This window comes from Streptomyces sp. NPDC050636 (assembly GCF_040654775.1).
Classification (GTDB): domain Bacteria; phylum Actinomycetota; class Actinomycetes; order Streptomycetales; family Streptomycetaceae; genus Streptomyces.
Window position 1 is genome coordinate 78,617 of the sequence record NZ_JBFAIP010000011.1, and the last position, 20,659, is coordinate 99,275.

Annotated in this window: 21 protein-coding genes; 16 read left to right on the forward strand and 5 right to left on the reverse strand. The window is 69.6% G+C overall.

Going from position 1 to position 20,659, the window contains the following annotated elements; all coding sequences use genetic code 11:
• Positions 1 to 14 precede the first annotated feature (14 nt).
• Positions 15 to 482 (reverse strand): Lrp/AsnC family transcriptional regulator, encoded by a 468-nt coding sequence (locus AB0I10_RS12955; RefSeq protein ID WP_363152465.1) that lies wholly within the window; start codon positions 480 to 482, stop codon positions 15 to 17.
• 129 nt (positions 483 to 611) lie between these two features.
• Here AB0I10_RS12955 and hppD point away from each other — a divergent pair, with 129 nt between their 5' ends.
• The 4 genes from hppD (at position 612) to AB0I10_RS12975 (ending at position 5,259) form a co-directional block, all read left to right on the forward strand.
• A complete protein-coding gene (hppD, locus tag AB0I10_RS12960) occupies positions 612 to 1,766 on the forward strand; it encodes a 4-hydroxyphenylpyruvate dioxygenase (RefSeq protein ID WP_363152466.1) in 1,155 nt (384 codons plus the stop codon).
• 123 nt (positions 1,767 to 1,889) lie between these two features.
• A complete protein-coding gene (locus tag AB0I10_RS12965) occupies positions 1,890 to 3,263 on the forward strand; it encodes an FAD-linked oxidase C-terminal domain-containing protein (RefSeq protein WP_363152467.1) in 1,374 nt (457 codons plus the stop codon).
• 146 nt (positions 3,264 to 3,409) lie between these two features.
• Complete coding sequence (locus tag AB0I10_RS12970) at positions 3,410 to 3,706, forward strand: ribosomal protein L7/L12 (protein ID WP_363152468.1); 297 nt, start codon at positions 3,410 to 3,412, stop codon at positions 3,704 to 3,706.
• 74 nt (positions 3,707 to 3,780) lie between these two features.
• A complete protein-coding gene (locus AB0I10_RS12975) occupies positions 3,781 to 5,259 on the forward strand; it encodes an NAD(P)/FAD-dependent oxidoreductase (RefSeq protein WP_363152469.1) in 1,479 nt (492 codons plus the stop codon).
• A 192-nt stretch (positions 5,260 to 5,451) separates the two neighbouring features.
• Here the strand turns inward: AB0I10_RS12975 and AB0I10_RS12980 are convergent, their stop codons facing one another.
• Entirely contained in the window at positions 5,452 to 5,928 is a 477-nt protein-coding gene (locus AB0I10_RS12980) for an SsgA family sporulation/cell division regulator (RefSeq protein ID WP_363152470.1), read from the reverse strand.
• 238 nt (positions 5,929 to 6,166) lie between these two features.
• On the opposite strand from AB0I10_RS12980, the gene AB0I10_RS12985 reads away from it, so the two are divergent.
• Both AB0I10_RS12985 and AB0I10_RS12990 read left to right on the forward strand, forming a co-directional pair.
• Positions 6,167 to 7,675 carry an RDD family protein gene (locus tag AB0I10_RS12985; protein ID WP_363152471.1) on the forward strand — a complete coding sequence of 503 codons (1,509 nt, stop codon included), beginning with the start codon at positions 6,167 to 6,169 and terminating at the stop codon, positions 7,673 to 7,675.
• An 81-nt stretch (positions 7,676 to 7,756) separates the two neighbouring features.
• Entirely contained in the window at positions 7,757 to 8,470 is a 714-nt protein-coding gene (locus AB0I10_RS12990) for an RDD family protein (protein WP_363152472.1), read from the forward strand.
• A gap of 22 nt (positions 8,471 to 8,492) precedes the next feature.
• Here AB0I10_RS12990 and AB0I10_RS12995 read toward each other — a convergent pair whose 3' ends face one another.
• Positions 8,493 to 8,792 (reverse strand): hypothetical protein, encoded by a 300-nt coding sequence (locus tag AB0I10_RS12995; protein WP_363152473.1) that lies wholly within the window; start codon positions 8,790 to 8,792, stop codon positions 8,493 to 8,495.
• Positions 8,793 to 9,204: 412 nt separating this feature from the next.
• Here AB0I10_RS12995 and AB0I10_RS13000 point away from each other — a divergent pair, with 412 nt between their 5' ends.
• Positions 9,205 to 11,595 carry an immune inhibitor A domain-containing protein gene (locus tag AB0I10_RS13000; RefSeq protein ID WP_363152474.1) on the forward strand — a complete coding sequence of 797 codons (2,391 nt, stop codon included), beginning with the start codon at positions 9,205 to 9,207 and terminating at the stop codon, positions 11,593 to 11,595.
• Between the two features lie 121 nt (positions 11,596 to 11,716).
• Positions 11,717 to 12,076 carry a hypothetical protein gene (locus AB0I10_RS13005; RefSeq protein WP_363152530.1) on the forward strand — a complete coding sequence of 120 codons (360 nt, stop codon included), beginning with the start codon at positions 11,717 to 11,719 and terminating at the stop codon, positions 12,074 to 12,076.
• A gap of 64 nt (positions 12,077 to 12,140) precedes the next feature.
• On the opposite strand, the gene AB0I10_RS13010 is transcribed toward AB0I10_RS13005, so the two are convergent.
• Together AB0I10_RS13010 and AB0I10_RS13015 are read right to left on the reverse strand one after the other, a co-directional pair.
• Positions 12,141 to 12,737, reverse strand: a complete 597-nt coding sequence (locus AB0I10_RS13010) for an isochorismatase family protein (protein ID WP_363152475.1) — start codon at positions 12,735 to 12,737, stop codon at positions 12,141 to 12,143.
• A 103-nt stretch (positions 12,738 to 12,840) separates the two neighbouring features.
• A complete protein-coding gene (locus AB0I10_RS13015) occupies positions 12,841 to 14,181 on the reverse strand; it encodes a nicotinate phosphoribosyltransferase (RefSeq protein ID WP_363152476.1) in 1,341 nt (446 codons plus the stop codon).
• A gap of 296 nt (positions 14,182 to 14,477) precedes the next feature.
• On the opposite strand from AB0I10_RS13015, the gene clpS reads away from it, so the two are divergent.
• The 8 genes from clpS (at position 14,478) to AB0I10_RS13055 (ending at position 20,611) form a co-directional block, all read left to right on the forward strand.
• A complete protein-coding gene (gene clpS, locus AB0I10_RS13020; RefSeq protein WP_363152477.1) occupies positions 14,478 to 14,828 on the forward strand; it encodes an ATP-dependent Clp protease adapter ClpS in 351 nt (116 codons plus the stop codon).
• Positions 14,828 to 15,424: a DUF2017 domain-containing protein gene (locus AB0I10_RS13025; RefSeq protein WP_363152478.1), complete on the forward strand. Its 597-nt coding sequence runs from the start codon at positions 14,828 to 14,830 to the stop codon at positions 15,422 to 15,424. Before clpS ends, AB0I10_RS13025 begins: the two co-directional genes overlap by 1 nt.
• Positions 15,425 to 15,780: 356 nt before the next feature.
• Entirely contained in the window at positions 15,781 to 17,211 is a 1,431-nt protein-coding gene (locus AB0I10_RS13030) for an amino acid permease (RefSeq protein WP_363152479.1), read from the forward strand.
• A gap of 78 nt (positions 17,212 to 17,289) precedes the next feature.
• Complete coding sequence (locus AB0I10_RS13035) at positions 17,290 to 17,715, forward strand: M67 family metallopeptidase (RefSeq protein ID WP_363152480.1); 426 nt, start codon at positions 17,290 to 17,292, stop codon at positions 17,713 to 17,715.
• A 225-nt stretch (positions 17,716 to 17,940) separates the two neighbouring features.
• The gene (locus AB0I10_RS13040; protein WP_363152481.1) at positions 17,941 to 18,111 is read left to right on the forward strand and encodes a putative leader peptide; all 171 of its coding nucleotides are present in this window, start codon (positions 17,941 to 17,943) and stop codon (positions 18,109 to 18,111) included.
• A gap of 138 nt (positions 18,112 to 18,249) precedes the next feature.
• On the forward strand, positions 18,250 to 18,528 hold the full coding sequence (locus AB0I10_RS13045) for a MoaD/ThiS family protein (protein ID WP_363152482.1): 279 nt from the start codon (positions 18,250 to 18,252) through the stop codon (positions 18,526 to 18,528).
• Entirely contained in the window at positions 18,528 to 19,478 is a 951-nt protein-coding gene (locus AB0I10_RS13050; RefSeq protein ID WP_363152483.1) for a cysteine synthase, read from the forward strand. Before AB0I10_RS13045 ends, AB0I10_RS13050 begins: the two co-directional genes overlap by 1 nt.
• A gap of 380 nt (positions 19,479 to 19,858) precedes the next feature.
• Positions 19,859 to 20,611, forward strand: a complete 753-nt coding sequence (locus tag AB0I10_RS13055; protein WP_363152484.1) for an MBL fold metallo-hydrolase — start codon at positions 19,859 to 19,861, stop codon at positions 20,609 to 20,611.
• Positions 20,612 to 20,659 lie beyond the last annotated feature (48 nt).

A 20,659-nucleotide genomic window follows, 5' to 3' on the forward strand; every position in this document is an offset into this window, starting at 1 on the left:
GCGCTCTCCTCGGGTCAGTCTCCCGCCGCCTGCTTCACCAGCGGGATGATCCGCAATGGAACCGGATTTTCCATGACGATTGCCGTCGAAGCCCGCACGATGCCATCAAAACCCACAACACGATCGATCACGCGCTGCAGATCGGCGTTGGACCTGGCGACAAGCCTGCAGAGCATGTCCCCATGTCCGGTCGTTGTATGCAGCTCCAGCACCTCGGGAACGGTCGCCAAGTGGGCGCGTACGTCGTTTCCTTGACCCTGTTTGATCTCAAGTGTGGCGAATGCGGTCACCGGATAGCCCAGCGCGGCCGGGTCCACGTCCGGCCCGAAGCCCCTGATCACGCCATTCGACTGAAGCCGGTCGAGCCGTGCCTGCACCGTCCCGCGCGCCACTCCGAGCCGCCGGGACGCCTCCAGGACGCCGATCCGCGGCTCCCGGGCGAGCAGCTCCAGAAGGGCCCCGTCCAAATGATCGATCGCCATCGCCGGTACCTCCGTTTTCGATGGTCATGATGTACAGATAGCCCGGCTGATCCGCCTGACCGCTATGCATAATGCCCAGCAGTTTCACAAACTATTGCGCACCTTGTGGAACGGAGAGACTCTGCGACCATGGCAGACACCACGATGTACTCCCAGTCCACACCCGGCACGGCTCGGCAGGCGGATCCCTTCCCGGTCAAGGGGATGGACGCGGTCGTCTTCGCCGTCGGCAACGCCAAACAGGCCGCGCACTATTACTCCACCGCTTTCGGTATGAAGCGCGTCGCCTATGCGGGACCGGAGAACGGCAGCCGCGAGACCGCGAGTTATGTGCTCGAATCCGGCGGTGCCCGGTTCGTCTTCACCTCCGTCATCAAGCCCACGACGGAGTGGGGCCGCTTCCTGGCCGACCATGTCGCCGCGCACGGTGACGGCGTCATCGACCTCGCCGTCGAGGTCCCCGACGTCCGTGCCGCCTATGCCTACGCCGTCGAGCACGGCGCGACCGGCCTGGAGGAGCCGTACGAGACCAAGGACGAGTACGGCACGGTCGTACGGGCCGCCATCGCCACCTACGGGCAGACGCGGCACACGCTCGTCGAGCGCTCCGGCTACGACGGGCCGTACCTGCCGGGCTTCGCGCCCGTCGGGCCGGTCGTCGAACCTCCGAAGAAACGGTTCTTCCAGGCGATCGACCACTGCGTGGGCAATGTCGAGCTCGGCAAGATGAACGAGTGGGTGGCCTTCTACAACGAGGTCATGGGCTTCACCAACATGAAGGAGTTCGTCGGCGACGACATCGCCACCGAGTACTCCGCGCTGATGTCCAAGGTCGTCGCGGACGGCACGAAGAAGGTCAAGTTCCCGATCAACGAGCCGGCCATCGCCAAGAAGAAGTCGCAGATCGACGAATACCTGGAGTTCTACGGCGGTCCCGGTGTGCAGCACATCGCCCTCGCCACGAACGACATCGTGACGACGGTCCGTCAGATGCGGGCCGCGGGCGTCGAATTCCTCGATGTGCCCGACTCGTACTACGACACGCTCGGCGAGTGGGTCGGCGACACCCGCGTGCCGATCGACGAACTGCGTGAGCTGAAGATCCTCGCCGACCGCGACGAGGACGGCTATCTGCTGCAGATCTTCACCAAGCCGGTCCAGGACCGCCCGACCGTCTTCTTCGAGATGATCGAGCGGCACGGGTCCCTGGGCTTCGGCAAGGGCAACTTCAAGGCGCTGTTCGAGGCGATCGAGCGGGAGCAGGAGCTGCGCGGGAATCTCTAGGGCCTGTCCGGTGGGTCAGGCCCTAGCCGAACGTCGCCGGGTGCCCGCCGTGGCGCTTCCAGGCACCCGGTGACCGGCAGGTCCGCCTTCCTTGTAGGGCCCACGGATGCGACGCTGGGCGTTATGGACGACACGGACCTCATAGCACGCCTGCGCGCCGGCCTTCCGGAGGAAGCGATCCTCACGGACCCCGGCATCACCGGCTCCTACGCCAACGACATGGCGAGCTTCTGCGAGGCCGGTACGCCTGCTGTCGTCGTGCTGCCGCGTACCGTCGAGCAGGTCCAGCACGTCATGCGCACCGCCACCGAGCTGCGCGTCCCGGTCGTCCCGCAGGGGGCGCGTACGGGGCTGTCGGGTGCCGCCAACGCGTCCGACGGCTGCATCGTGCTCTCCCTGGTCAAGATGGACCGGATCATCGAGATCAACCCGGTCGACCGGATCGCGGTCGTCGAGCCCGGTGTCATCAACGCCGTCCTCTCCCGGGCGGTCAACGCATACGGCCTCTACTACCCGCCGGATCCCTCCAGTTGGGAGCAGTGCTCGATCGGCGGAAACATCGGTACCGCGTCCGGCGGCCTGTGCTGCGTCAAGTACGGCGTCACCGCCGAGTACGTCCTCGGGCTGGATGTCGTCCTCGCCGACGGGCGGCTGCTGACGACCGGCCGCCGTACCGCCAAGGGCGTCGCGGGCTATGACCTCACCCGCCTGTTCGTCGGCTCCGAGGGCAGCCTCGGCATCGTCGTACGCGCCGTCCTCGCCCTCAAGCCGGAGCCGCCCCAACAGCTCGCGCTGGCCGCCGAGTTCCCCTCCGTCGCGGCCGCCTGCGAGGCCGTCTGCGAGATCATGGCCCGCGGGCACGCCCCCTCGCTGCTCGAACTCATGGACCGTACGAGCGTCCGCGCCGTCAACGACATGGCGAAGATGGGCCTCCCGGACAGCACGGAAGCCCTGCTCCTCGCCGCCTTCGACACCCCCGACCCGGCCGTCGACCTCGCCGCCCTCGGTGAGCTGTGCACCGCGGCGGGCGCCACCCAGGTCGTCCCGGCCGAGACCGCCGCCGAGTCCGACATGCTGTTGCAGGCCCGGCGGCTGACGCTGACCGCCCTGGAGCGGGTGAAGGGCACGACGATGATCGACGATGTCTGTGTGCCGCGCTCGCAGCTGGCCGCGATGCTGGAGGGCACCGCCGCCATCGCCGGGAAATACGGCCTCACCATCGGTGTCTGCGCGCACGCGGGCGACGGCAACACCCATCCGACCGTGTGCTTCGACGCCGCCGATGCCGACGAGTCCCGCCGGGCACGCGAGTCGTTCGACGCCATCATGGCGCTCGGCCTCGAACTGGGCGGCACGATCACCGGCGAACACGGTGTCGGCGTACTGAAGAAGGAGTGGCTGGCGCGCGAACTGGGGCCGGTGGGTGTGGAGTTGCAGCGCGGCATCAAGGACGTGTTCGACCCGCTGGGCCTGCTCAATCCCGGAAAGCTCTTCTGAGCCGCCATCCCGGACACGCGTTGCCGGAGGCCGGACTGGGCGCGGGAATCGCGGGGGCCAAGGAAGTCGTCGAGGGGCTGATGCGCTGACGCGCCCCGGTGGCTGTCGTGTCCATGCCCCACACTGTGACCTCATAGAATTCGGCCATGGACAACTACTTTCCGTGGATAGTGCTCGCGATTCTCATCGTCTCCCTGGCCGGCGGCGGCGCGGACACCGCCCGCCGCACCAAGCTCCTGGACCGCAGGATCCAGCGCCTGGAGCACAAGGTCGATCTGCTGCTGGCCAACCTCGGCGTCGAGGAGCCGGAGGACTCCGGGATGGCCGAGATCGACGAGCTGCTGCTCCAGGGCAAGAAGATCCAGGCCATCAAGCTGCACCGTGAACTCACCGGCTCCGGCCTCGTGGAGGCCAAGGAAGCGGTCGAACGCCGGATGCGCTGACGGCCCCCGGGCCTGAGGATGGCCCTAGGGAGTGTCCGCACAGTCCCTCCCCCGACCCAGGGAGCGATGAGCCGATGGCAGCGACCGAAGCGACTCAAGCCGCCGACGATGGGGGTCCCTCCCTGCTCCTTGAGAGCTTGGGGGAATACGACGTCGTGGTCCTGGGAGGCGGCCCGACCGGCGAGAACCTCGCCGACCGTGCGCACGCCGCCGGACTGAGCGCGGTGCTCGTGGAGAGCGAACTGGTCGGCGGCGAATGCTCCTACTGGGCCTGTATCCCCAGCAAGGCCCTGCTGCGCCCGGTCACCGCCCGCTCCGACGCGCGCCAGGTTCCCGGCCTCAGGGACGCGGTGACCGGCCCCCTGGACACACCCGCCGTCCTCGCCCACCGTGACGCCTTCACCTCCCACTGGAACGACGACGGGCAGGTGCGGTGGCTGGATTCGGCCGGCATCGACCTGGTGCGGGGACACGGGCGGCTGGCCGGGCCCCGGCGGGTGGCCGTCGACGACGGCCAGGTGCTCATCGCGCGGCACGCCGTCGCGGTCTGCACCGGCAGTCGCGCGGTGCTGCCCGACATCCCCGGACTGGCCGCCGCCAAGCCCTGGACCAGCCGCGACGCGACCAGCGCGAAGGATGTGCCGGGCCGTCTGGTGATCGTCGGCGGCGGCGTCGTCGGCGTCGAGATGGCCACCGCCTGGCGAGCCCTGGGCGCCTCCGTGACCCTGCTCGTACGCGGCGACGGACTGCTGCCCCGGATGGAGCCGTTCGCCGGCCGCCTGGTCGCCGAATCGCTCGCCGAGGCGGGCGTGTTCCTGCGCACCGGAGTCGCTGTACGCGAGGTACGCCGCGAGGCGCCGGGCGGCGTGGTGACCGTCGTGCTGGATTCCGGCGACGAGATCGTGGCGGATGAACTCCTCATCGCGACCGGCCGCGCCCCGCGCACCGACGACCTCGGCCTGGAGACCGTGGGCCTGGAACCCGGCTCCTGGCTGGACGTCGACGACAGCTGCCGGGTGCCGGCGGTGACCGGCGGCTGGCTCTACGGCGTCGGCGACGTCAACCACCGCGCCCTACTGACCCACCAGGGCAAATACCAGGCCCGGATCGCCGGTGCCGCCATCGCCGCCCGCGCGCGGCGGGTGCCGATCCTGGAGTCCGACCGCTGGGGCGCGCACACGGCCACTGCGGACACCGCCGCCGTCCCGCAGGTCGTCTTCAGCGACCCCGAAGCCGCCTCGGTGGGCCTGACCGCCGCCCAGGCGGAGCGCGCCGGATACCGGACCCGCGTCGTCGACCAGGATCTGGGTGCCGTGGCGGGCGCGTCGCTCTACGCCGATGGCTACCGGGGCCGGGCCCGGATGGTCGTGGATCTGGACCGCGAGGTGCTGCTCGGCGCCACCTTCGTCGGCCCGGGAGTGGGCGAGCTGCTGCACTCCGCGACGGTCGCGGTCGCCGGCGAGGTCCCCGTCGAACGCCTCTGGCACGCGGTGCCCGCCTTCCCGACGATCAGCGAGGTGTGGCTGCGGCTGCTGGAGGCGTACCGGGGCTGAGCGGGCCCGGACCGGGTGCCGACTCGCCCTGCGCATGCGGATGTTGAGCTCGGTTTCGGGAGCGGTCGGGCAGGTCATGTCATGGGCGGTCGGGCAGGTCATGAGAGTCGCCGGCGCGGCGCGGCCGCGGCCCGCTGCGCCGGCAACCTCTCCCACGCTTTTCCCCTTGGAGAGGCCGTAGCGGCCACGCCGTTACGCCCCGGCCTCCGGGGACTCGTCCGACGGCCAGGGGTCGGTCGGCCACAGGTTGTCGCGCGGCGTCATGGCGAGCAGTTCGCTCAGCCCTTTGTCGATGCCCAGATGCCCCTGCTCGGACCCCGGGGGCACCACCCGCAGCGTGCGCTCCAGCCATGAGGAGACCGCGGCGGCGGGGGCCTCCAGCAGGGCGTCGCCGTCCGGTGAGGACAGTGCCATGCAGACCACGCTGCGGCCGTCCAGCTTCGTCGGCCAGACCCGGACGTCCCCGTGGCCGCACGGCCGGAACACGCCCTCGACGAGCAGTTCGCGGGCGAACGTCCAGTTGACGGGGGAGTCCGAACCGATGTGAAAGGTGACATGGACGGCATACGGGTCATCCGTCCGGTAGGTCAGCCGGGCCGGCACCGGAATGCTTTGCTCCGGCGCCAGGACCAGGCCCAGTTCGATTTCTCGTTCCACCACGGTGTGCATCACGTCCGCCTCTCTGATCTCGCTGTGCGGGCGCCCGGAACGGGCCCGCACACAGAGAGAGGCGCCGCCCGCCGGACCATTACGCGACTTCGCACAACTTTTTTTGCGGACCTCTTCCAGGTGGTCGTGGCCGGGGGACGGCAACGATGCGACCGGGGGTCTGATAGATGTGGACGCTGCGTTGCGGCAGACTGCACCCCACACCCACCAGGCCGAGCACAGATACGGGACTTCGGACATGAGCGCCCCTACCTCAGGATCCGCCGGCGACAGCCCTACGCCAGGCTTCTACCCGGACCCGTCCATCCCCGGCTACATCCGGTACTGGAACGGTGCCGCATGGGTCCCCGGCACCAGCCGGCCGGCGCCGGCCGAGGGCGAGGCGATGCCCGCCCCGCCGCCCGGCGTGGCCCCGGCGCCCGCCCCGGCCCGGCCCGCGGTCGAGGAGACCGGACCGGTCTTCCTGGACGAGACGGCGGACGGCGACACCGCGATGCCCGGCGTCCAGCCCGCCGCTAGCTGGGACGACCCGGCCAGGCTGCACGGCACCAGCCCCGAGCCCGCGGCCTCCTGGCAGGCCGACGCCTCCCGGCAGAGCGGCTTCGGCGGCGAGGCGGACCGCCGGATCTCCTGGGGTTCGCCCGACCAGGCGCAGTCCGGGACGCCGTCCGGCGCGGCTTCCTGGGGCGCGGTGCCGGCGCAGCGCGACGAGCGGTCCGGTGACCGGTCCGCCGAGCCCGGGTCCGGTGAGGCGCCCGCCGCGTCGTCCGGGTCCTCGCCCGCGACACCCGCTCCCCGTAAGCCCGACGTCCCGGCCGACGGGACGGTCGCCATCCGTGCCGTCAAGCCGGGCGGGCGCCGTGGCGGCGACGCTGTGGACCAGGGCACGACGGCGATCCGGGCGGTACGGCCGGACGCAGGTGGGGCAGCCGGGGCAGGCGGGGCCGCCAAGGCCAACGAGACGATGGCGATCCGTGTCGCGCCGGGCGGCGGCTCCGGGCAGTCCGCCCCGCCCGCCGGCACCGCCCCGCAGGCGCTGCCGTCCGTCGGCACGCAGGGCCGCCCGGACCCGCAGAACTCCGCGCAGCACCCCGGTCAGCAGGCGCCCGCCGCCCAGGCCCCGGCCGCCCGGCAGGCACCTGCCCCGTCGGCCGGCTTCCCGCCGCAGGGCGGTGCCCCGGCCGGTGCGCCGGGCGACGACGGCGTCATCCCCTGGAAGCCGCCGACCGCCGATGCCTTCTCCGCCGCCTTCCAGGCCGAGGAGGGCCGCCCGGCCGGCCTCGGCCGCCGGTTCGCGGCCCGGCTGATCGACACGCTGGTGGTCGCCGCGGCCACCGCCGCGGTCGCCGTCCCCTTGTGGGGCACCGTCACGGACCACATCGACGCCAAGGTCGAGGCGGCCAAGCAGTCCGGCCGCCAGGTGACGGTCTATCTGCTCGACGGCACCACCGCCCCGCTCCTCGGCGTCGTGCTGGCCGTGCTGCTGATCGGCGGCGGGCTCTACGAGGTGCTGCCCACCGTCAAGTGGGGCCGCACCCTCGGCAAGAAGCTGTGCAAGGTGCGGGTGCTGGACATCGAGGGCCATGACAGCCCGGGCGTCGGCGCGGCGATCAAGCGCTGGCTGGTGTACGGCGTGCTCGGCGTCCTGGCCGTCGGCATCCTGAATGTCGTCTGGTGCGTGTTCGACCGCCCGTGGCGGCAGTGCTGGCACGACAAGGCCGCGCGGACGTTCGTCGCCTCCGACTGACGCTGCGCCACCTCATGGCCCGGGTCCCCCGAACGGACTTCGCCGGATGCGGCGGGCCGCGACAAGCGGTCGACTCGGGCCATGAGCACCGACCAGCCCAGGCCCGGCTCCGGTGAACCGCCGGAGAACGACCCGTTCCTGAAAAAGCCGCAGGAGCCGCCGGAGGGGGAACCTCCCCCCAGCGGCTCCGGCACGGGCGGCGAAGGCAGCGGCACTCCTGGTGGGGCTCCGCCCCCTGGTGGTGCCCCGCCCCCGCCACGCTATGAGGGAGGCCCGTACGGCGGCAGCCCGTATGCCGACAATCCGTACGGCGGGGAGTACGGCGCGGCCGATCCGCTCGCCGGGATGCCGCCGCTCGCCAACCGCGGCCGCCGGCTCGTCGCGCGCATCATCGACGCGATCATCATCGGCGTTCCGGTCACGCTGATCATGAACGCCATCGTGGGCTGGGTGGACTACACCAGCACCAGCAGCACGCAGACCGGCAAGCAGGCCACGGTGTCGGGCGTCACGATGCTGGTGTATCTCATCTACGAGGGGCTGATGCTGACCAGCTGCGGCCAGACCGTCGGCAAGATGGCGATGAAGATCCGGGTGGCGATGCTGTCGAACGGCGCGGTGCCGGCCGGTCAGGCGGGCTGGATCCGGGCCGCGGTCTACACGCTGCCGGAGGTCGTGCCATGCTGCGGCTTTATCTTCTGGCTGGTCAACGTCCTGTGGTGTACCTGGGACAAGCCGTATCAGCAGTGCCTGCACGACAAGGCGGCCAAGACGGTGGTGGTCTCCACGGCCTGATGTGCGACGCGGGCGGGGCGCGCTAGCGCGAGTGCTCGCCGACCCGGGCCTCGACGCGCACACGGTCGGCCGGCGACGGCACGGCCTGCAACGGGGCGGGCGCGGCGGGCGACTTGGCCCGTACGACATGGCGGCGGACCACCCGCGACATCCGCGGCATCGGCACCGTCATGGCGACCAGCAGCCCGAGCCCGAGCCCGGCGATGGCGATGACCGCGACTCCGATCCCGGTCTGTGTCTGCGAGAGCAGCAGCATCGCGAGGGTGGAGAAGAAGACGGTGGCCGAACCGTAGACGAGCTGGGTGGCAGTCGGACGAGGCATGGCGGGATCCGTCCTCGGAGGGTCGGCAGGGTGTGTCGGGCAACGGGTGCCGTCAAAGGCGCGCCATCAAACGAGCCTAAGGTCCTTACTTCCCGAGCGGAACGACAAGTAAGCGTGACCTAACCCACGGTTCTGGTGCATAGGGGGCGCACGGCCTCGTCGACTGTCGAACGCGCAGTGGTAGAACGCCAGTTGGGGCGGGGGCGCATGCCCGAGAGGCATATCCGCCCGGCCTGTACGGCGGGCTCCGTATTCCTTTGTGAGCCCGTACGCCCGGCGTTCGATAGCTGTAACCAGCCGACCGAGTAACGTACTTCGCTGACGTGCTCAAGTCAAGATCTGTCTTTTCTCCGGCACTTCCGGTCGAATGCCCTCGAACAGTGACCGTGTTCGAAGGGGAGGACCGCGCCAAGTGAGATACCAGAGAAGCCTGTTCAGATCGGCCGCCCTGGCCACGGCGATCGCCGCGATCGGGGCGGCCGCTTTGTCATCCGGGGTGGCCACGGCCGATGCACAGCCTCCGTCGCCCGTCGCGAAGCGCCAGGACCCGGCCCCCGAGCGGACCGTGGACCACGACCTCAAGGGCCCGTTCAGCGACCGGCAGGCCGGTCAGCGCAAAGAAGCGCTCCAGCAGGTGATCTCCGGCGACGCCCAGGCGACCGAGCGCGGGGGCTCCCAGGTCGTCAAGCTGGGCAAGGGCAAGTACGTCGAGCTGGCGCGGCAGAAGACCGACAAGATCTTCACGATCCTGGCGGACTTCGGTGGCAAGGTCGACGACACCACGATGTTCGACCCTGACGGCGACGGCCCCAAGCCGCCGGAGAAGAAGTACGGCGGCACGCCCGGCCCGGCGCACAACCAGATAGCCGAGCCGGACCGCGCGAAGGACAACAGCACCGCCTGGCAGAAGGACTTCAACCGGCAGCACTTCCAGGACCTCTACTTCTCGCACGACAAGAAGAAGCAGTCGCTGGCCAAGTACTACGAGAAGCAGTCCTCGGGTCGCTACTCCGTCGAGGGCGAGGTCTCCGACTGGGTCAAGGTCGACTGGAACGAGGCCCGCTACGGGTCCAACTACTGCGGCGAGACCAACTGCGCCAACGCCTGGGACCTGATCCGCGACGGCGTCAACCAGTGGGCGAAGGACCAGAAGGCCAAGGGCCGTACCGACGAGCAGATCAAGACCGATCTCGCCAAGTACGACCTGTGGGACCGCTACGACCACGACGCCGACGGCAACTTCAACGAGCCCGACGGCTATATCGACCACTTCCAGATCGTGCACGCCGGTGAGGACGAGTCCGCGGGCGGCGGCGTCCAGAAGACCAACGCCCTCTGGGCGCACCGCTGGTACGCGTACGGCAGCGACGCCGGCAAGACCGGCCCCGGCGAGAACAAGGCCGGCGGCACCCAGATCGGCGACTCCGGCATCTGGGTCGGCGACTACACGATGCAGCCGGAGAACGGCGGGCTCGGCGTCTTCGCCCATGAATACGGCCATGACCTGGGACTTCCGGACGAGTACGACACCACCGGCAGCGGCGAGTCCTCGGTGGACTTCTGGTCGCTGATGTCGGCCGGCTCCTGGCTCGGCCGCGGCAAGGACTCCATCGGGGACCTGCCCGGCGATATGAGCGCCTGGGACAAGCTCCAGCTGGGCTGGCTCAACTACGGCAAGGCGAAGGCCGCGACCAAGTCCACGCACAAGCTGGGCGTCGCGGAGTACAACACCAAGAACAAGCAGGCGGTGGTCGTCGAACTGCCCTCGAAGCCGGTGAAGACGGAGATCGTCAAGCCCGCGGAAGGCTCCAAGCAGTGGTGGAGCGACATGGGCAACGACCTGAAGAACACCCTCTCCCGGCCGGTGGACCTCACCGGTAAGTCCAAGGCGTCGCTGACCCTCAAGGGCTGGTGGGACATCGAGGAGGACTACGACTACCTCTACGCCGAGGTCTCCACCGACGGCGGCGGCAACTGGACGCCCGTCGACGGCACCGCGAACGGCAAGGCCATCCCGCGCGACGGCGGCGACAAGCCCGCGCTGACCGGGACGGTGGCCGCCTACCAGGACCTCGTCTACCCGCTGGACGCCTACGCCGGCAAGAAGATCGACCTCCGCTTCCGCTACCAGACCGACGGCGGCGCCGCCCAGAAGGGCTTTGCGGCCGACACCGTCAGCGTGGTCGCCGACGGCAAGCCGCTGTTCAGCGACAACGCCGAGGGCGACGACAACGGCTGGACCACCAAGGGCTTCTCGCGGATCGGCGCGTCCTTCACCAAGGACTACCCGCAGTACTACATCGCCGAGAACCGCCAGTACGTGTCGTACGACAAGACCCTCAAGGTCGGCCCGTACAACTTCGGCTGGACCACCGACAAGCCCCAGTGGGTCGAGCACTTCCCGTACCAGAACGGTGTGCTGATCTGGCTGTGGGACACCTCGCAGCCGGACAACAACGTCGGCAAGCACCCGGGCTACGGGCAGATCCTCCCGGTCGACGCGCACCCCAAGGCCGAGCGGTGGGCCGACGGCAAGCTGATGCGCAACCGGTTCCAGTCCTACGACTCGACCTTCACGCGCTACCGGACCGACGCGCTGAAGCTGCACAAGGACGGCAAGCCGGTCACGATCAAGTCGAAGAAGGGCGTCACGCTCTTCGACGACCGGCACGGCGTCTACTACGACAAGGCGAACCCGACCGGCGGTGTGATCGTTCCTGACACCAACACCAGGATCAAGATCGCCAAGGAGGCCGCGGACGGTTCCACCGTGACCCTCCAGGTGGGCCCCGCCACTAGCTAGAAAGTAAAGCCGCAGGTCAGAAGCTTATCGGCCGTCGCCCCTAGCGGGCGGCGGCCGATTAGCGTTTAGATGCGTTCTACAGTTCCTTGTTGACGCGAAGTCTCACGGGGGAAAAATGACCATGACCAGCGGCGGCTTCATCAGGCTTCCTGGCGGAAGCGTGGTGGTCGCCCTCTCACTGCCCAGACCCAGCCACAGCCCACTGTCCGGACCGTACGACGACGGCGGCTGCCGCGTCCGGGTCCTGGTCCATGCCGTGAACCGGCAGCGCGCCCTGACCAGGCTGCGCAACCACGGGCTCCGTTCCGTCTACCTGCGCGGCAACATGAAACCGCCGACACCGGACGAGATCACGGCCGTGCTGCACCATCCCGACGGGCTGGTGTGGCGCGGTGCACCGGAGGACGACACCGAGTCCTGGCATCCGATACGGGCCCTGCTGCGGGCCCCGGCACAGAAGCCACAGGTCGCCGGCGCCTGAGCGGCCGGCGGCGCTCCCGGTGTGGCGGGTCTCCCGGGACCCGCCACACCGGCCGGTGCGCGCCTCAGCCGTCGGCGAGCACCGGCTTGCCGGTCAGCTCGGCGCCCGCCGCCCGCAGCTCCGCCAGCGCCCGCTCGGTGGTGTTCCGGGCGACGCCCGCGGTCAGATCCAGCAGGACCTGGGTGCGGAAGCCCTCGCCGACCGCGCTCAGGGCCGTGGCCCGCACGCAGTGATCGGTGGCGATGCCGACCACGTCCACGTCGGTCACCTCGTGGGCGCGCAGCCACTCCGCGAGCGGGACGCCGTTCTCGTTCGTGCCCTCGAAGCCGCTGTAGCCGTCGCTGTACTGGCCCTTGTCGAAGACCGCGTCGATCGCGCCCGAGGTGACGGCTGGGGCGAAGTTCGGGTGGAAGCCCACCCCCTCCGTGCCCGCCACGCAGTGCCGGGGCCACGAGCGCACGAAGTCGGGGCGCTCGGAGAAGTGGCCGCCGGGGTCGATGTGATGGTCGCGGGTGGCGACCACATACCGGTAGCCGCTGCCGGCGGCTTGCCCCACGAGGTCGGTGATGCCGGCCGCGACGCTCGCGCCCCCCGCCACCGCGAGGCTGCCGCCCTCACAGAAGTCGTTCTGCACATCAACGACGATCAATGCCCGGTGCATGGTCCGTGCCTTCCGGCTGGGAATCGGGGGGAGGGGCGCAGAGAGGTGGTGTGACCGAGGGTAGCCACTGTGCGGGCGTTGCGGGAGGGGTGTCCCGTGCCGGTCATGCGTACTCGGTCGGCAGGACGGGTTCGCCGCGCGAGAGCTGGGTCGCCGACAGCGGCAGCCCGGCGCGGGCGGCGATATGCCGGTCGCGGGCGGCGTCCAGCGGTTCCCGGGCCACCACCTCGCCCCCGCGCACCAGCGGCACCAGCAGCTGCCGGCCGGCCAGCCCGTCCGGCACCGGCCCGGTGCCGACGACCTCGGCCTCCGCGACACCGTCCTCGTCGAGCCTCCGGGCCGCCCACTTGCGGCCGCCGATCGACGACTTGGCGCCCATCGACTTCTTCGCGACCGGCCGCAGCGGGGCGGCTGGATCGTCAACGGAATCGCTGTCGGCGCGCGCGACCAGCTTGTAGACCATCGAGCAGGTCGGGTGCCCGCTGCCGGTCACCAGTTGGGTGCCGACGCCGTACGCGTCCACCGGGGCGGCCGCGAGCGAGGCGATGGCGTACTCGTCCAGATCGCTGGTGACCACGATCTTGGTCTTCTCGGCGCCGAGCTCGTCCAGCTGCTGGCGCACCCGGTGGGCGATCAGCAGCAGATCGCCGGAGTCGATCCGCACCGCGCCGAGGCCGGGCCCCGCCACCTCCACGGCGGTACGGACCGCCTCGGTGACGTCGAAGGTGTCCACGAGGAGGGTGGTGCCGCTGCCGAGGGTGTCGACCTGCGCGGTGAACGCGTCCCGCTCGTCGTCGTGCAGCAGGGTGAAGGCGTGCGCGCTGGTGCCGACGGTGGGGATGTTGTAGCGGAAGCCGGCCGCGAGGTCGGAGGTGGCCTGGAAGCCGCCGACGTACGCGGCGCGGGCCGCGGCCACCGCCGCCAGCTCGTGGGTGCGGCGGGCGCCCATCTCCATCAGCGGGCGCCCGCCCGCCGCCACCGACATCCGGGAGGCGGCCGCGGCTACCGCGGAGTCGTGGTTGAGGATCGAGAGGATCACCGTCTCCAGCAGGACCGCCTCGGCGAAGGTGCCCTCGACGCGCATGATCGGGGAGCCCGGGAAGTAGACCTCGCCCTCGGGGTAGCCCCAGATGTCGCCGCGGAAGCGGTAGTCGGCCAGCCAGCCGAGCGTCTGCTCGTCGAGGATGCCGCGCTCGCGCAGAAAGCCGAGGATCGTGTCGTCGAAGCGGAAGTTCTCCACTGCGTCCAGCACCCGGCCGGTGCCGGCGACCACGCCGTAGCGGCGGCCCTCGGGCAGCCGGCGGGTGAAGACCTCGAAGACCGAGCGCCGGTCCGCGGTCCCGGACCGCAACGCGGCCTGCAGCATGGTGAGTTCGTACTGGTCGGTGAAGAGCGCAGTCGACGGCACGGCCACCGGCAGCCCCAAAAGGTCTGCAACGTTCACTTCGACATACCTCGCAATTCGATCCACGCGAGCCGTATCAGATACCGGCTGGGGGGCTGGGGGTCCACGGCGGTAGCCGCTGAAGTCACAGCCCCCGGTAAGTGCAGCATGAGGAAGATGGTACCCCCAATACTCGTCACTTTGACGATTTCCTCCGTGTGGGGACTCGCCGGGGTTCCGTCTGGGCCCTGTCGGTGCCTCAAAGCGCCCTCGGCGCAGGGGGCGCGCGGCTCGCCGACGCTCCCGTACGAGGGGCGTTTGTGCACCGCCCGCCCCCGGGTGGCAGCATGGGGCGTGTGAGCGCCCACCCGTCCCCCACGAACACTCTCCGGCCGCATCGCTGCACCCTCAGTGTTCCGGTTGAGATCGAGCGTCCAGAGTCGAGCGAGGCTCCCTTCGCGGTCCCCGAACCCGACGTCCCGTGGGTCACGATCGTCCACAACGACCCCGTCAACCTCATGAGCTATGTGTCGTACGTCTTCCAGTCGTACTTCGGCTATTCCAAGGACAAGGCGCACCAGTTGATGCTCGACGTCCATCACAAAGGCCGCGCGGTCGTCTCCAGCGGCACCCGCGAGGAAATGGAGCGCGACGTGCAGGCCATGCACGGCTACGGCCTCTGGGCGACCCTTCAGCAGGACCGCTGATGGCCGGCCACTTCGAGCCCCTGCCCGGCGGCGGCGCCGCCGTCCCCCTCGACGAGGTCGAGGTCTCCATCCTGCGCAGCCTCGCCGTGCAGCTCCTGGAGCTGGTCGGCCCGGGGGAGGCGCCCGGCGACAGCGAGGCCGAGGACCTGCTCGCCTCGGTCTTCAACGACGGGCCCAGTGAACCGCCCGCCGACCCGGTCCTGGCCCGGCTCTTCCCCGACGCCTACGGCGGCCCCGATCTCGTCCCCGACGACGACGTACGCGCCGCGTCCGCCGAATTCCGCCGCTACACCGAGAACGACCTGCGCGCCCGCAAGCGCGACGACGCCCTCGCGCTGATCCGTGCGCTGGACGCGCTGACGCCTGCCGGGCAGGGCGGCGCGGTACTGCGCCTGAAGCCCGACGAGTGCCGGCAGTGGCTCGGCGCCCTCAACGACCTCAGGCTCGCCATCGGCACCCGCCTGGAGGTCACCGACGAGGAGGACGGCGGCGAGCTGCTCCGGCTGCCCGACACCGACCCGCGCAAGCCGATGGTGATGGCCTATCTCTGGCTGGGCGGCCTGCAGGAAACCCTCGTTGAATCGCTGATGGACTGAGGATTACGGGGCCGGGGCCTTCGAGTCCCCCGGCCCCGAAGCGGCGATACCGGGGCGTATCACCCGGAGTGTTCGCTCAGCGGAGGCTCAAATCCGGATAACGATCGCATCACCGCGTCGGTGTGTTGTGCCGCCGATTTCGTTTTTTGTCCTATTTTCGCGGTGATTTGACTCACGACGTTGTTAGTTGATCTCCGAACAGCCGTGATAGATCTTCACGACCTGCCGTGTGCGACGCCACCCTTGTCGCCGCGGGAGCGCTGAGCCGGCCGACCGTCGGCGTGCAGGAACTCCATCCGGGGGGTCGGGACCCGACCCGGGCAGGCCGGGTCGGAATGGAGAAAGGCGCACCACTCATGACCTCTGTGCAGGTCGACAAGCAGCACGACGGCAACGAGGCCACTGGACAAGCTTCTGAAGAGGGCTACCAGCGGGGTCTGGGAAACCGCCAGATCCAGATGATCGCCATTGGTGGCGCCATCGGTACCGGTCTCTTCCTCGGGGCGGGCAAGGCCATCTCCATGGCCGGACCGAGCATCATCCTGGCCTACGCCATCGTCGGCGTGGTCATCTTCTTCATCATGCGGGCCCTGGGCGAACTGCTCATGTACCGGCCCGTCTCCGGTTCCTTCTCCGAGTACGGCCGGGAGTTCCTCGGCCCGTTCATCGGCTTTGTGACCGGCTGGACGTACTGGCTCTTCTGGGTCGTCACCGGCATCACCGAAGTGACCGCCGCGGCACACTACGTGCAGTACTGGAACAAGGACATACCGCAATGGGCCTCGGCACTCGTCTTCACGTGTGCGCTCTTCGGTATCAACCTGATTTCCGTGAAGCTCTTCGGTGAGCTGGAATTCTGGTTCTCGATGGTCAAGGTCACCGCGATCATCGGCATGATCCTCATCGGCATCGGCGTGATCACCCTCGGCTTCTCCGACGCCGGTGACACCGCCTCCTTCTCGCTCCTGTGGTCCGACGGCGGCTTCTTCCCCAAGGGCATCGGCGGCACGCTGATGACGCTGCAGATCGTGATGTTCGCCTTCCTCGCCGTCGAGCTCGTCGGCGTCACCGCGGGCGAGGCGACCAACCCGAAGAAGGTCCTGCCGCAGGCCATCAACACCGTCCCGTGGCGGATCGGCCTCTTCTACATCGGCGCGCTCATCATCATCCTGTCCGTCGTCAGCTGGACGGTCTTCAAGCCGGGCGTCAGCCCGTTCGTCGCCGCCTTCCAGCAGATCGGCCTGCCGGCCGGCGCGGGCATCGTCAACTTCGTCGTGCTGACCGCCGCGCTCTCCTCGGCCAACTCCGGTATGTACTCCACCGGCCGGATGCTGCGCGACCTCGCCCTCAACGGGCAGGGCCCGAAGTTCTTCACCAAGCTCAGCAAGAACGGCCTGCCCACCTGGGGCACCGGCGTCTCGGTCGCGATGATGATGTTCGGCGTCTACATCAACTACCAGTGGCCGGGCGAGGCGTTCAACTACGTCGTCTCCTTCGCGACCATCTCCGGTATGTGGGCCTGGATCGTCATCCTGCTTTCGCAGCTGCGCTACCGGTACAAGTCGGACCGCGGCCTGCTGCCCAAGTCCGACTTCCGTGCCCCCGGCAGCCCGTACACCTCGGTCTTCGCGCTGGCCTTCATCGGCATGGTGATCGTGATGATGGGCCTCGACCCGGCGGCCCGGGTCTCCCTCTACGCCGCCCCCGTGTGGGCGCTCATCCTGACCGTGGGCTACCTCTGCATCCAGCGGCGGGACGCGGCTAACGCCCTGGCGAAGAAGGGCTGAGCCGCCCCACTGTCCAGCATGCGGGCCCGTGCGTACCATCTTTCGGTACGCACGGGCCCTCTGCTTATTCTTGGCCGCATGCTGACCCTCACCAAGGCCCTCCACGACCAGATCGTCGAGCACTCCCGCAAGGACCACCCCGACGAGGCCTGCGGCGTGGTCGCGGGCCCGGCCGGCAGCGGCCGCCCCGAGCGGTTCATCCCGATGCTGAACGCCGCCCGCTCACCCACGTTCTACGAATTCGACTCCGCCGACCTGCTCAAGCTCTACCGCGAGATGGACGACCGGGACGAGGAACCGGTGATCGTCTACCACTCGCACACCGCCACCGAGGCATACCCGTCCCGTACGGACATCTCCTACGCGAACGAGCCCGGCGCGCACTACGTCCTGGTGTCCACCGCCGACACCGACGACGCCGGGCCCTTCCAGTTCCGCTCTTTCCGCATCGTCGACGGAGTCGTCACCGAGGAAGAGGTCGAGATCGTGGCGGAGTACGTCTGATCCGTGCCGGAGTACGTCTGAGGGGGCGAGGTGACGCATGCCCCACGAGGCCGCCGGGGCCGGTCCGTCATCGGGCCGCCCCACCCCCGTGACCTGCGGATTCCCGTACGGACGCAGCACCCGCGCAGCACCCGTCCGCCCCCGCGTCCCAACTGGCGTACACCAACCGTCCGCATCATGGGACGAGGTTCCAATACCCGGACCGGGAATCGATACGATGACCGCATGGTTGACCACGACGTGAGCGAGAAGAGGCCGGGCATGCAGACGCACGCTCCGCTCGCCACGCGTCGCTCCGCATCCGCCCTGCTGGGGGCCTTCGGCTGCGGAACCGCACGGCTGCACATCGACCTGTGCCGCCTCTCCAGCGCCATCTGTCCGCGCTGCGCCGCCTGACTTCGGCACGCCGGCCGCGGCGCCCGCGGCCGCACTCCCCGCACCATCCGCGTCACCGACGCTCCCGCACCGCTGCACCACCGCCGTGCACACGCGACGTACACCACTCCGCCACCGCACTCCGACAGGAGCCCTCACATGGCCATCGAGGTCCGAATCCCGACCATCCTGCGCACCTACACCGACGGCCAGAAGGCCGTCGAGGGCAGCGGCGCGACCCTCGCCGACCTCTTCACCGACCTGGAGAGCCGCCACGCCGGCATCCGCGAGCGCCTCGTCGACGGTGAGCAGCTGCGCCGCTTCGTGAACGTCTACCTCAACGACGAGGACGTGCGCTTCCTGGAGGGCATCTCCACCAAGCTCGCCGACGGCGACAACATCACGATCCTCCCGGCAGTGGCGGGCGGCATGCGCTGATGCGGTACGACTCCCCGCTGGCGGCGGTCGGGAACACCCCTCTCGTCCGCCTCCCGCGCCTCTCACCCTCCGACGACGTCCGCATCTGGGCGAAGCTGGAGGACCGCAACCCCACGGGCTCGGTCAAGGACCGGCCCGCGCTGCACATGATCGAGCAGGCGGAGAAGGACGGCCGGCTCACCCCCGGCTGCACCATTCTCGAACCGACCAGCGGCAACACCGGCATCTCGCTCGCCATGGCGGCCAAGCTCAAGGGCTACCGCATCGTCTGCGTCATGCCGGAGAACACCTCGTCCGAGCGGCGTGAACTCCTCGCCATGTGGGGCGCGGAGATCATCTCCTCGCCCGCGGCCGGCGGCTCCAACACGGCCGTACGGGTCGCCAAGGACCTCGCCGCCGAGCACCCCGACTGGGTGATGCTCTACCAGTACGGAAACCCGGACAACGCCGGTGCGCACTACGCCACCACCGGCCCCGAGATCCTCGCCGACCTCCCCTCCGTCACCCACTTCGTGGCCGGGCTCGGCACCACCGGCACGCTGATGGGCGTCGGCCGCTATCTGCGCGAGCATGTCCCCGGCGTCCAGATCGTCGCCGCCGAACCGCGCTACGACGACGTCGTCTACGGCCTGCGCAACCTCGACGAGGGCTTCATCCCCGAGCTCTACGACGAGTCCGTGCTGACCACCCGCTTCTCGGTCGGCTCGGAGGACGCGGTCCGCCGCACCCGCGAACTCCTCGCCGAGGAGGGCATCTTCGCGGGCATCTCCACCGGCGCCGCACTGCATGCCGCGATCGGCGTCGGCAGGAAGGCGGTCCGCGCCGGGCAGAGCGCCGACATCGTCTTCGTCGTCGCCGACGGCGGCTGGAAGTACCTCTCCACCGGCGTCTACACCGCCGAATCCACGGAAGCGGCGATCGAGACGCTGCACGGGCAGCTCTGGGCATAGACGAGTAGCCCTACCGTCTGACACCGAACATGCTCGCCGTCGTGGTGCCACACCACGGCGGCGGGAGTTTTTTTACCGGTATGACGGGCGACGGGCGCTATGTCCGGTGGCTTGGCCGGCGGCGGAAACCGTGGCGTACGGCCGTACGGCGCTTGCCCCCGGACTGGTGATTCCGCCCACAGCTCGCCCCGCTGGAGGAGCCACACAACCTTTTGCGCCTTACGCTCGTGGGCACCGCACAGAGCGCCGAGACCCCGCATGGACCCATCCCCAAGCTCTCAACTGCTCCCCCAAGCTCTCGGCTCCGCTCGACCAGGGGGGACCCCCATGCGCAGGGGAGCCCCCCAGCCCGCCCCCCGCCCACGGAGGTTCACGCCCGTATGAAGCTCACTGTCGTCGGATGCTCCGGGTCATTCCCTTCCACGGAATCGGCTTGTTCGAGCTACCTCCTGGAGGCCGACGGCTTCAGGCTGCTCCTCGACATGGGCAACGGCGCCCTCGGAGAGCTGCAGCGCCACTGCGGTCTCTACGACCTGGACGCCGTCCTCCTCTCGCATCTGCACGCCGATCACTGCATCGACCTGTGCGGATACTTCGTGGTGCGCTACTACCGGCCGGACGGCGGCCGGTGCTCGCCGATGCCCGTGTACGGGCCGGCCGGTACCGAGCGCCGGCTGACCGTCGCCCACGCGGATCTGCCGCACGACGGGGCGATGAGCGAGGTCTTCGACTTTCATACGCTGACGCCCGGCACCTTCACGATCGGACCGTTCACGATCCGTACGGAGCTGGTGAGCCACCCGGTCGAGGCGTACGGCTTCCGCATCGAGCACGACGGCCGTTCCCTGACGTACTCCGGCGACACCGGCCCCTGCGAGGCGCTGGACACCCTCGCCGCGGGCACCGACTTCTTCCTGTGCGAGGCGTCCTTCACCCACGGCAAGGAAGACATCCCGGACCTGCACCTCAACGGCCGGGAGGCCGGCGAACACGCCCGCCGGGCCGGCGCGGGCCGCCTGGTGCTGACCCACATCCCGCCGTGGACCGACCCGGACATCAGCCTCCGGGATGCGCAGAAGGTGTATGACGGGCCGGTCGAGGTCGCCAAGGCGGGGGCGTCGTACGAGATCTGAAGCGGCTCGCAACTCGTGGAGCCCGCCCATCAGATGACGGTTGCCGGG

What these genes read in the sequence shown, in the direction of transcription:
- AB0I10_RS12955 (WP_363152465.1), bottom strand. Translation starts at nt 482, where the DNA reads ATGGCGATCGATCATTTGGACGGGGCCCTTCTGGAGCTGCTCGCCCGG.
- hppD (WP_363152466.1), top strand. Translation starts at nt 612, where the DNA reads ATGGCAGACACCACGATGTACTCCCAGTCCACACCCGGCACGGCTCGG.
- AB0I10_RS12965 (WP_363152467.1), top strand. Translation starts at nt 1,890, where the DNA reads ATGGACGACACGGACCTCATAGCACGCCTGCGCGCCGGCCTTCCGGAG.
- AB0I10_RS12970 (WP_363152468.1), top strand. Translation starts at nt 3,410, where the DNA reads ATGGACAACTACTTTCCGTGGATAGTGCTCGCGATTCTCATCGTCTCC.
- AB0I10_RS12975 (WP_363152469.1), top strand. Translation starts at nt 3,781, where the DNA reads ATGGCAGCGACCGAAGCGACTCAAGCCGCCGACGATGGGGGTCCCTCC.
- AB0I10_RS12980 (WP_363152470.1), bottom strand. Translation starts at nt 5,928, where the DNA reads ATGCACACCGTGGTGGAACGAGAAATCGAACTGGGCCTGGTCCTGGCG.
- AB0I10_RS12985 (WP_363152471.1), top strand. Translation starts at nt 6,167, where the DNA reads ATGAGCGCCCCTACCTCAGGATCCGCCGGCGACAGCCCTACGCCAGGC.
- AB0I10_RS12990 (WP_363152472.1), top strand. Translation starts at nt 7,757, where the DNA reads ATGAGCACCGACCAGCCCAGGCCCGGCTCCGGTGAACCGCCGGAGAAC.
- AB0I10_RS12995 (WP_363152473.1), bottom strand. Translation starts at nt 8,792, where the DNA reads ATGCCTCGTCCGACTGCCACCCAGCTCGTCTACGGTTCGGCCACCGTC.
- AB0I10_RS13005 (WP_363152530.1), top strand. Translation starts at nt 11,717, where the DNA reads ATGACCAGCGGCGGCTTCATCAGGCTTCCTGGCGGAAGCGTGGTGGTC.
- AB0I10_RS13010 (WP_363152475.1), bottom strand. Translation starts at nt 12,737, where the DNA reads ATGCACCGGGCATTGATCGTCGTTGATGTGCAGAACGACTTCTGTGAG.
- AB0I10_RS13025 (WP_363152478.1), top strand. Translation starts at nt 14,828, where the DNA reads ATGGCCGGCCACTTCGAGCCCCTGCCCGGCGGCGGCGCCGCCGTCCCC.
- AB0I10_RS13030 (WP_363152479.1), top strand. Translation starts at nt 15,781, where the DNA reads ATGACCTCTGTGCAGGTCGACAAGCAGCACGACGGCAACGAGGCCACT.
- AB0I10_RS13035 (WP_363152480.1), top strand. Translation starts at nt 17,290, where the DNA reads ATGCTGACCCTCACCAAGGCCCTCCACGACCAGATCGTCGAGCACTCC.
- AB0I10_RS13040 (WP_363152481.1), top strand. Translation starts at nt 17,941, where the DNA reads ATGGTTGACCACGACGTGAGCGAGAAGAGGCCGGGCATGCAGACGCAC.
- AB0I10_RS13045 (WP_363152482.1), top strand. Translation starts at nt 18,250, where the DNA reads ATGGCCATCGAGGTCCGAATCCCGACCATCCTGCGCACCTACACCGAC.
- AB0I10_RS13050 (WP_363152483.1), top strand. Translation starts at nt 18,528, where the DNA reads ATGCGGTACGACTCCCCGCTGGCGGCGGTCGGGAACACCCCTCTCGTC.
- AB0I10_RS13055 (WP_363152484.1), top strand. Translation starts at nt 19,859, where the DNA reads ATGAAGCTCACTGTCGTCGGATGCTCCGGGTCATTCCCTTCCACGGAA.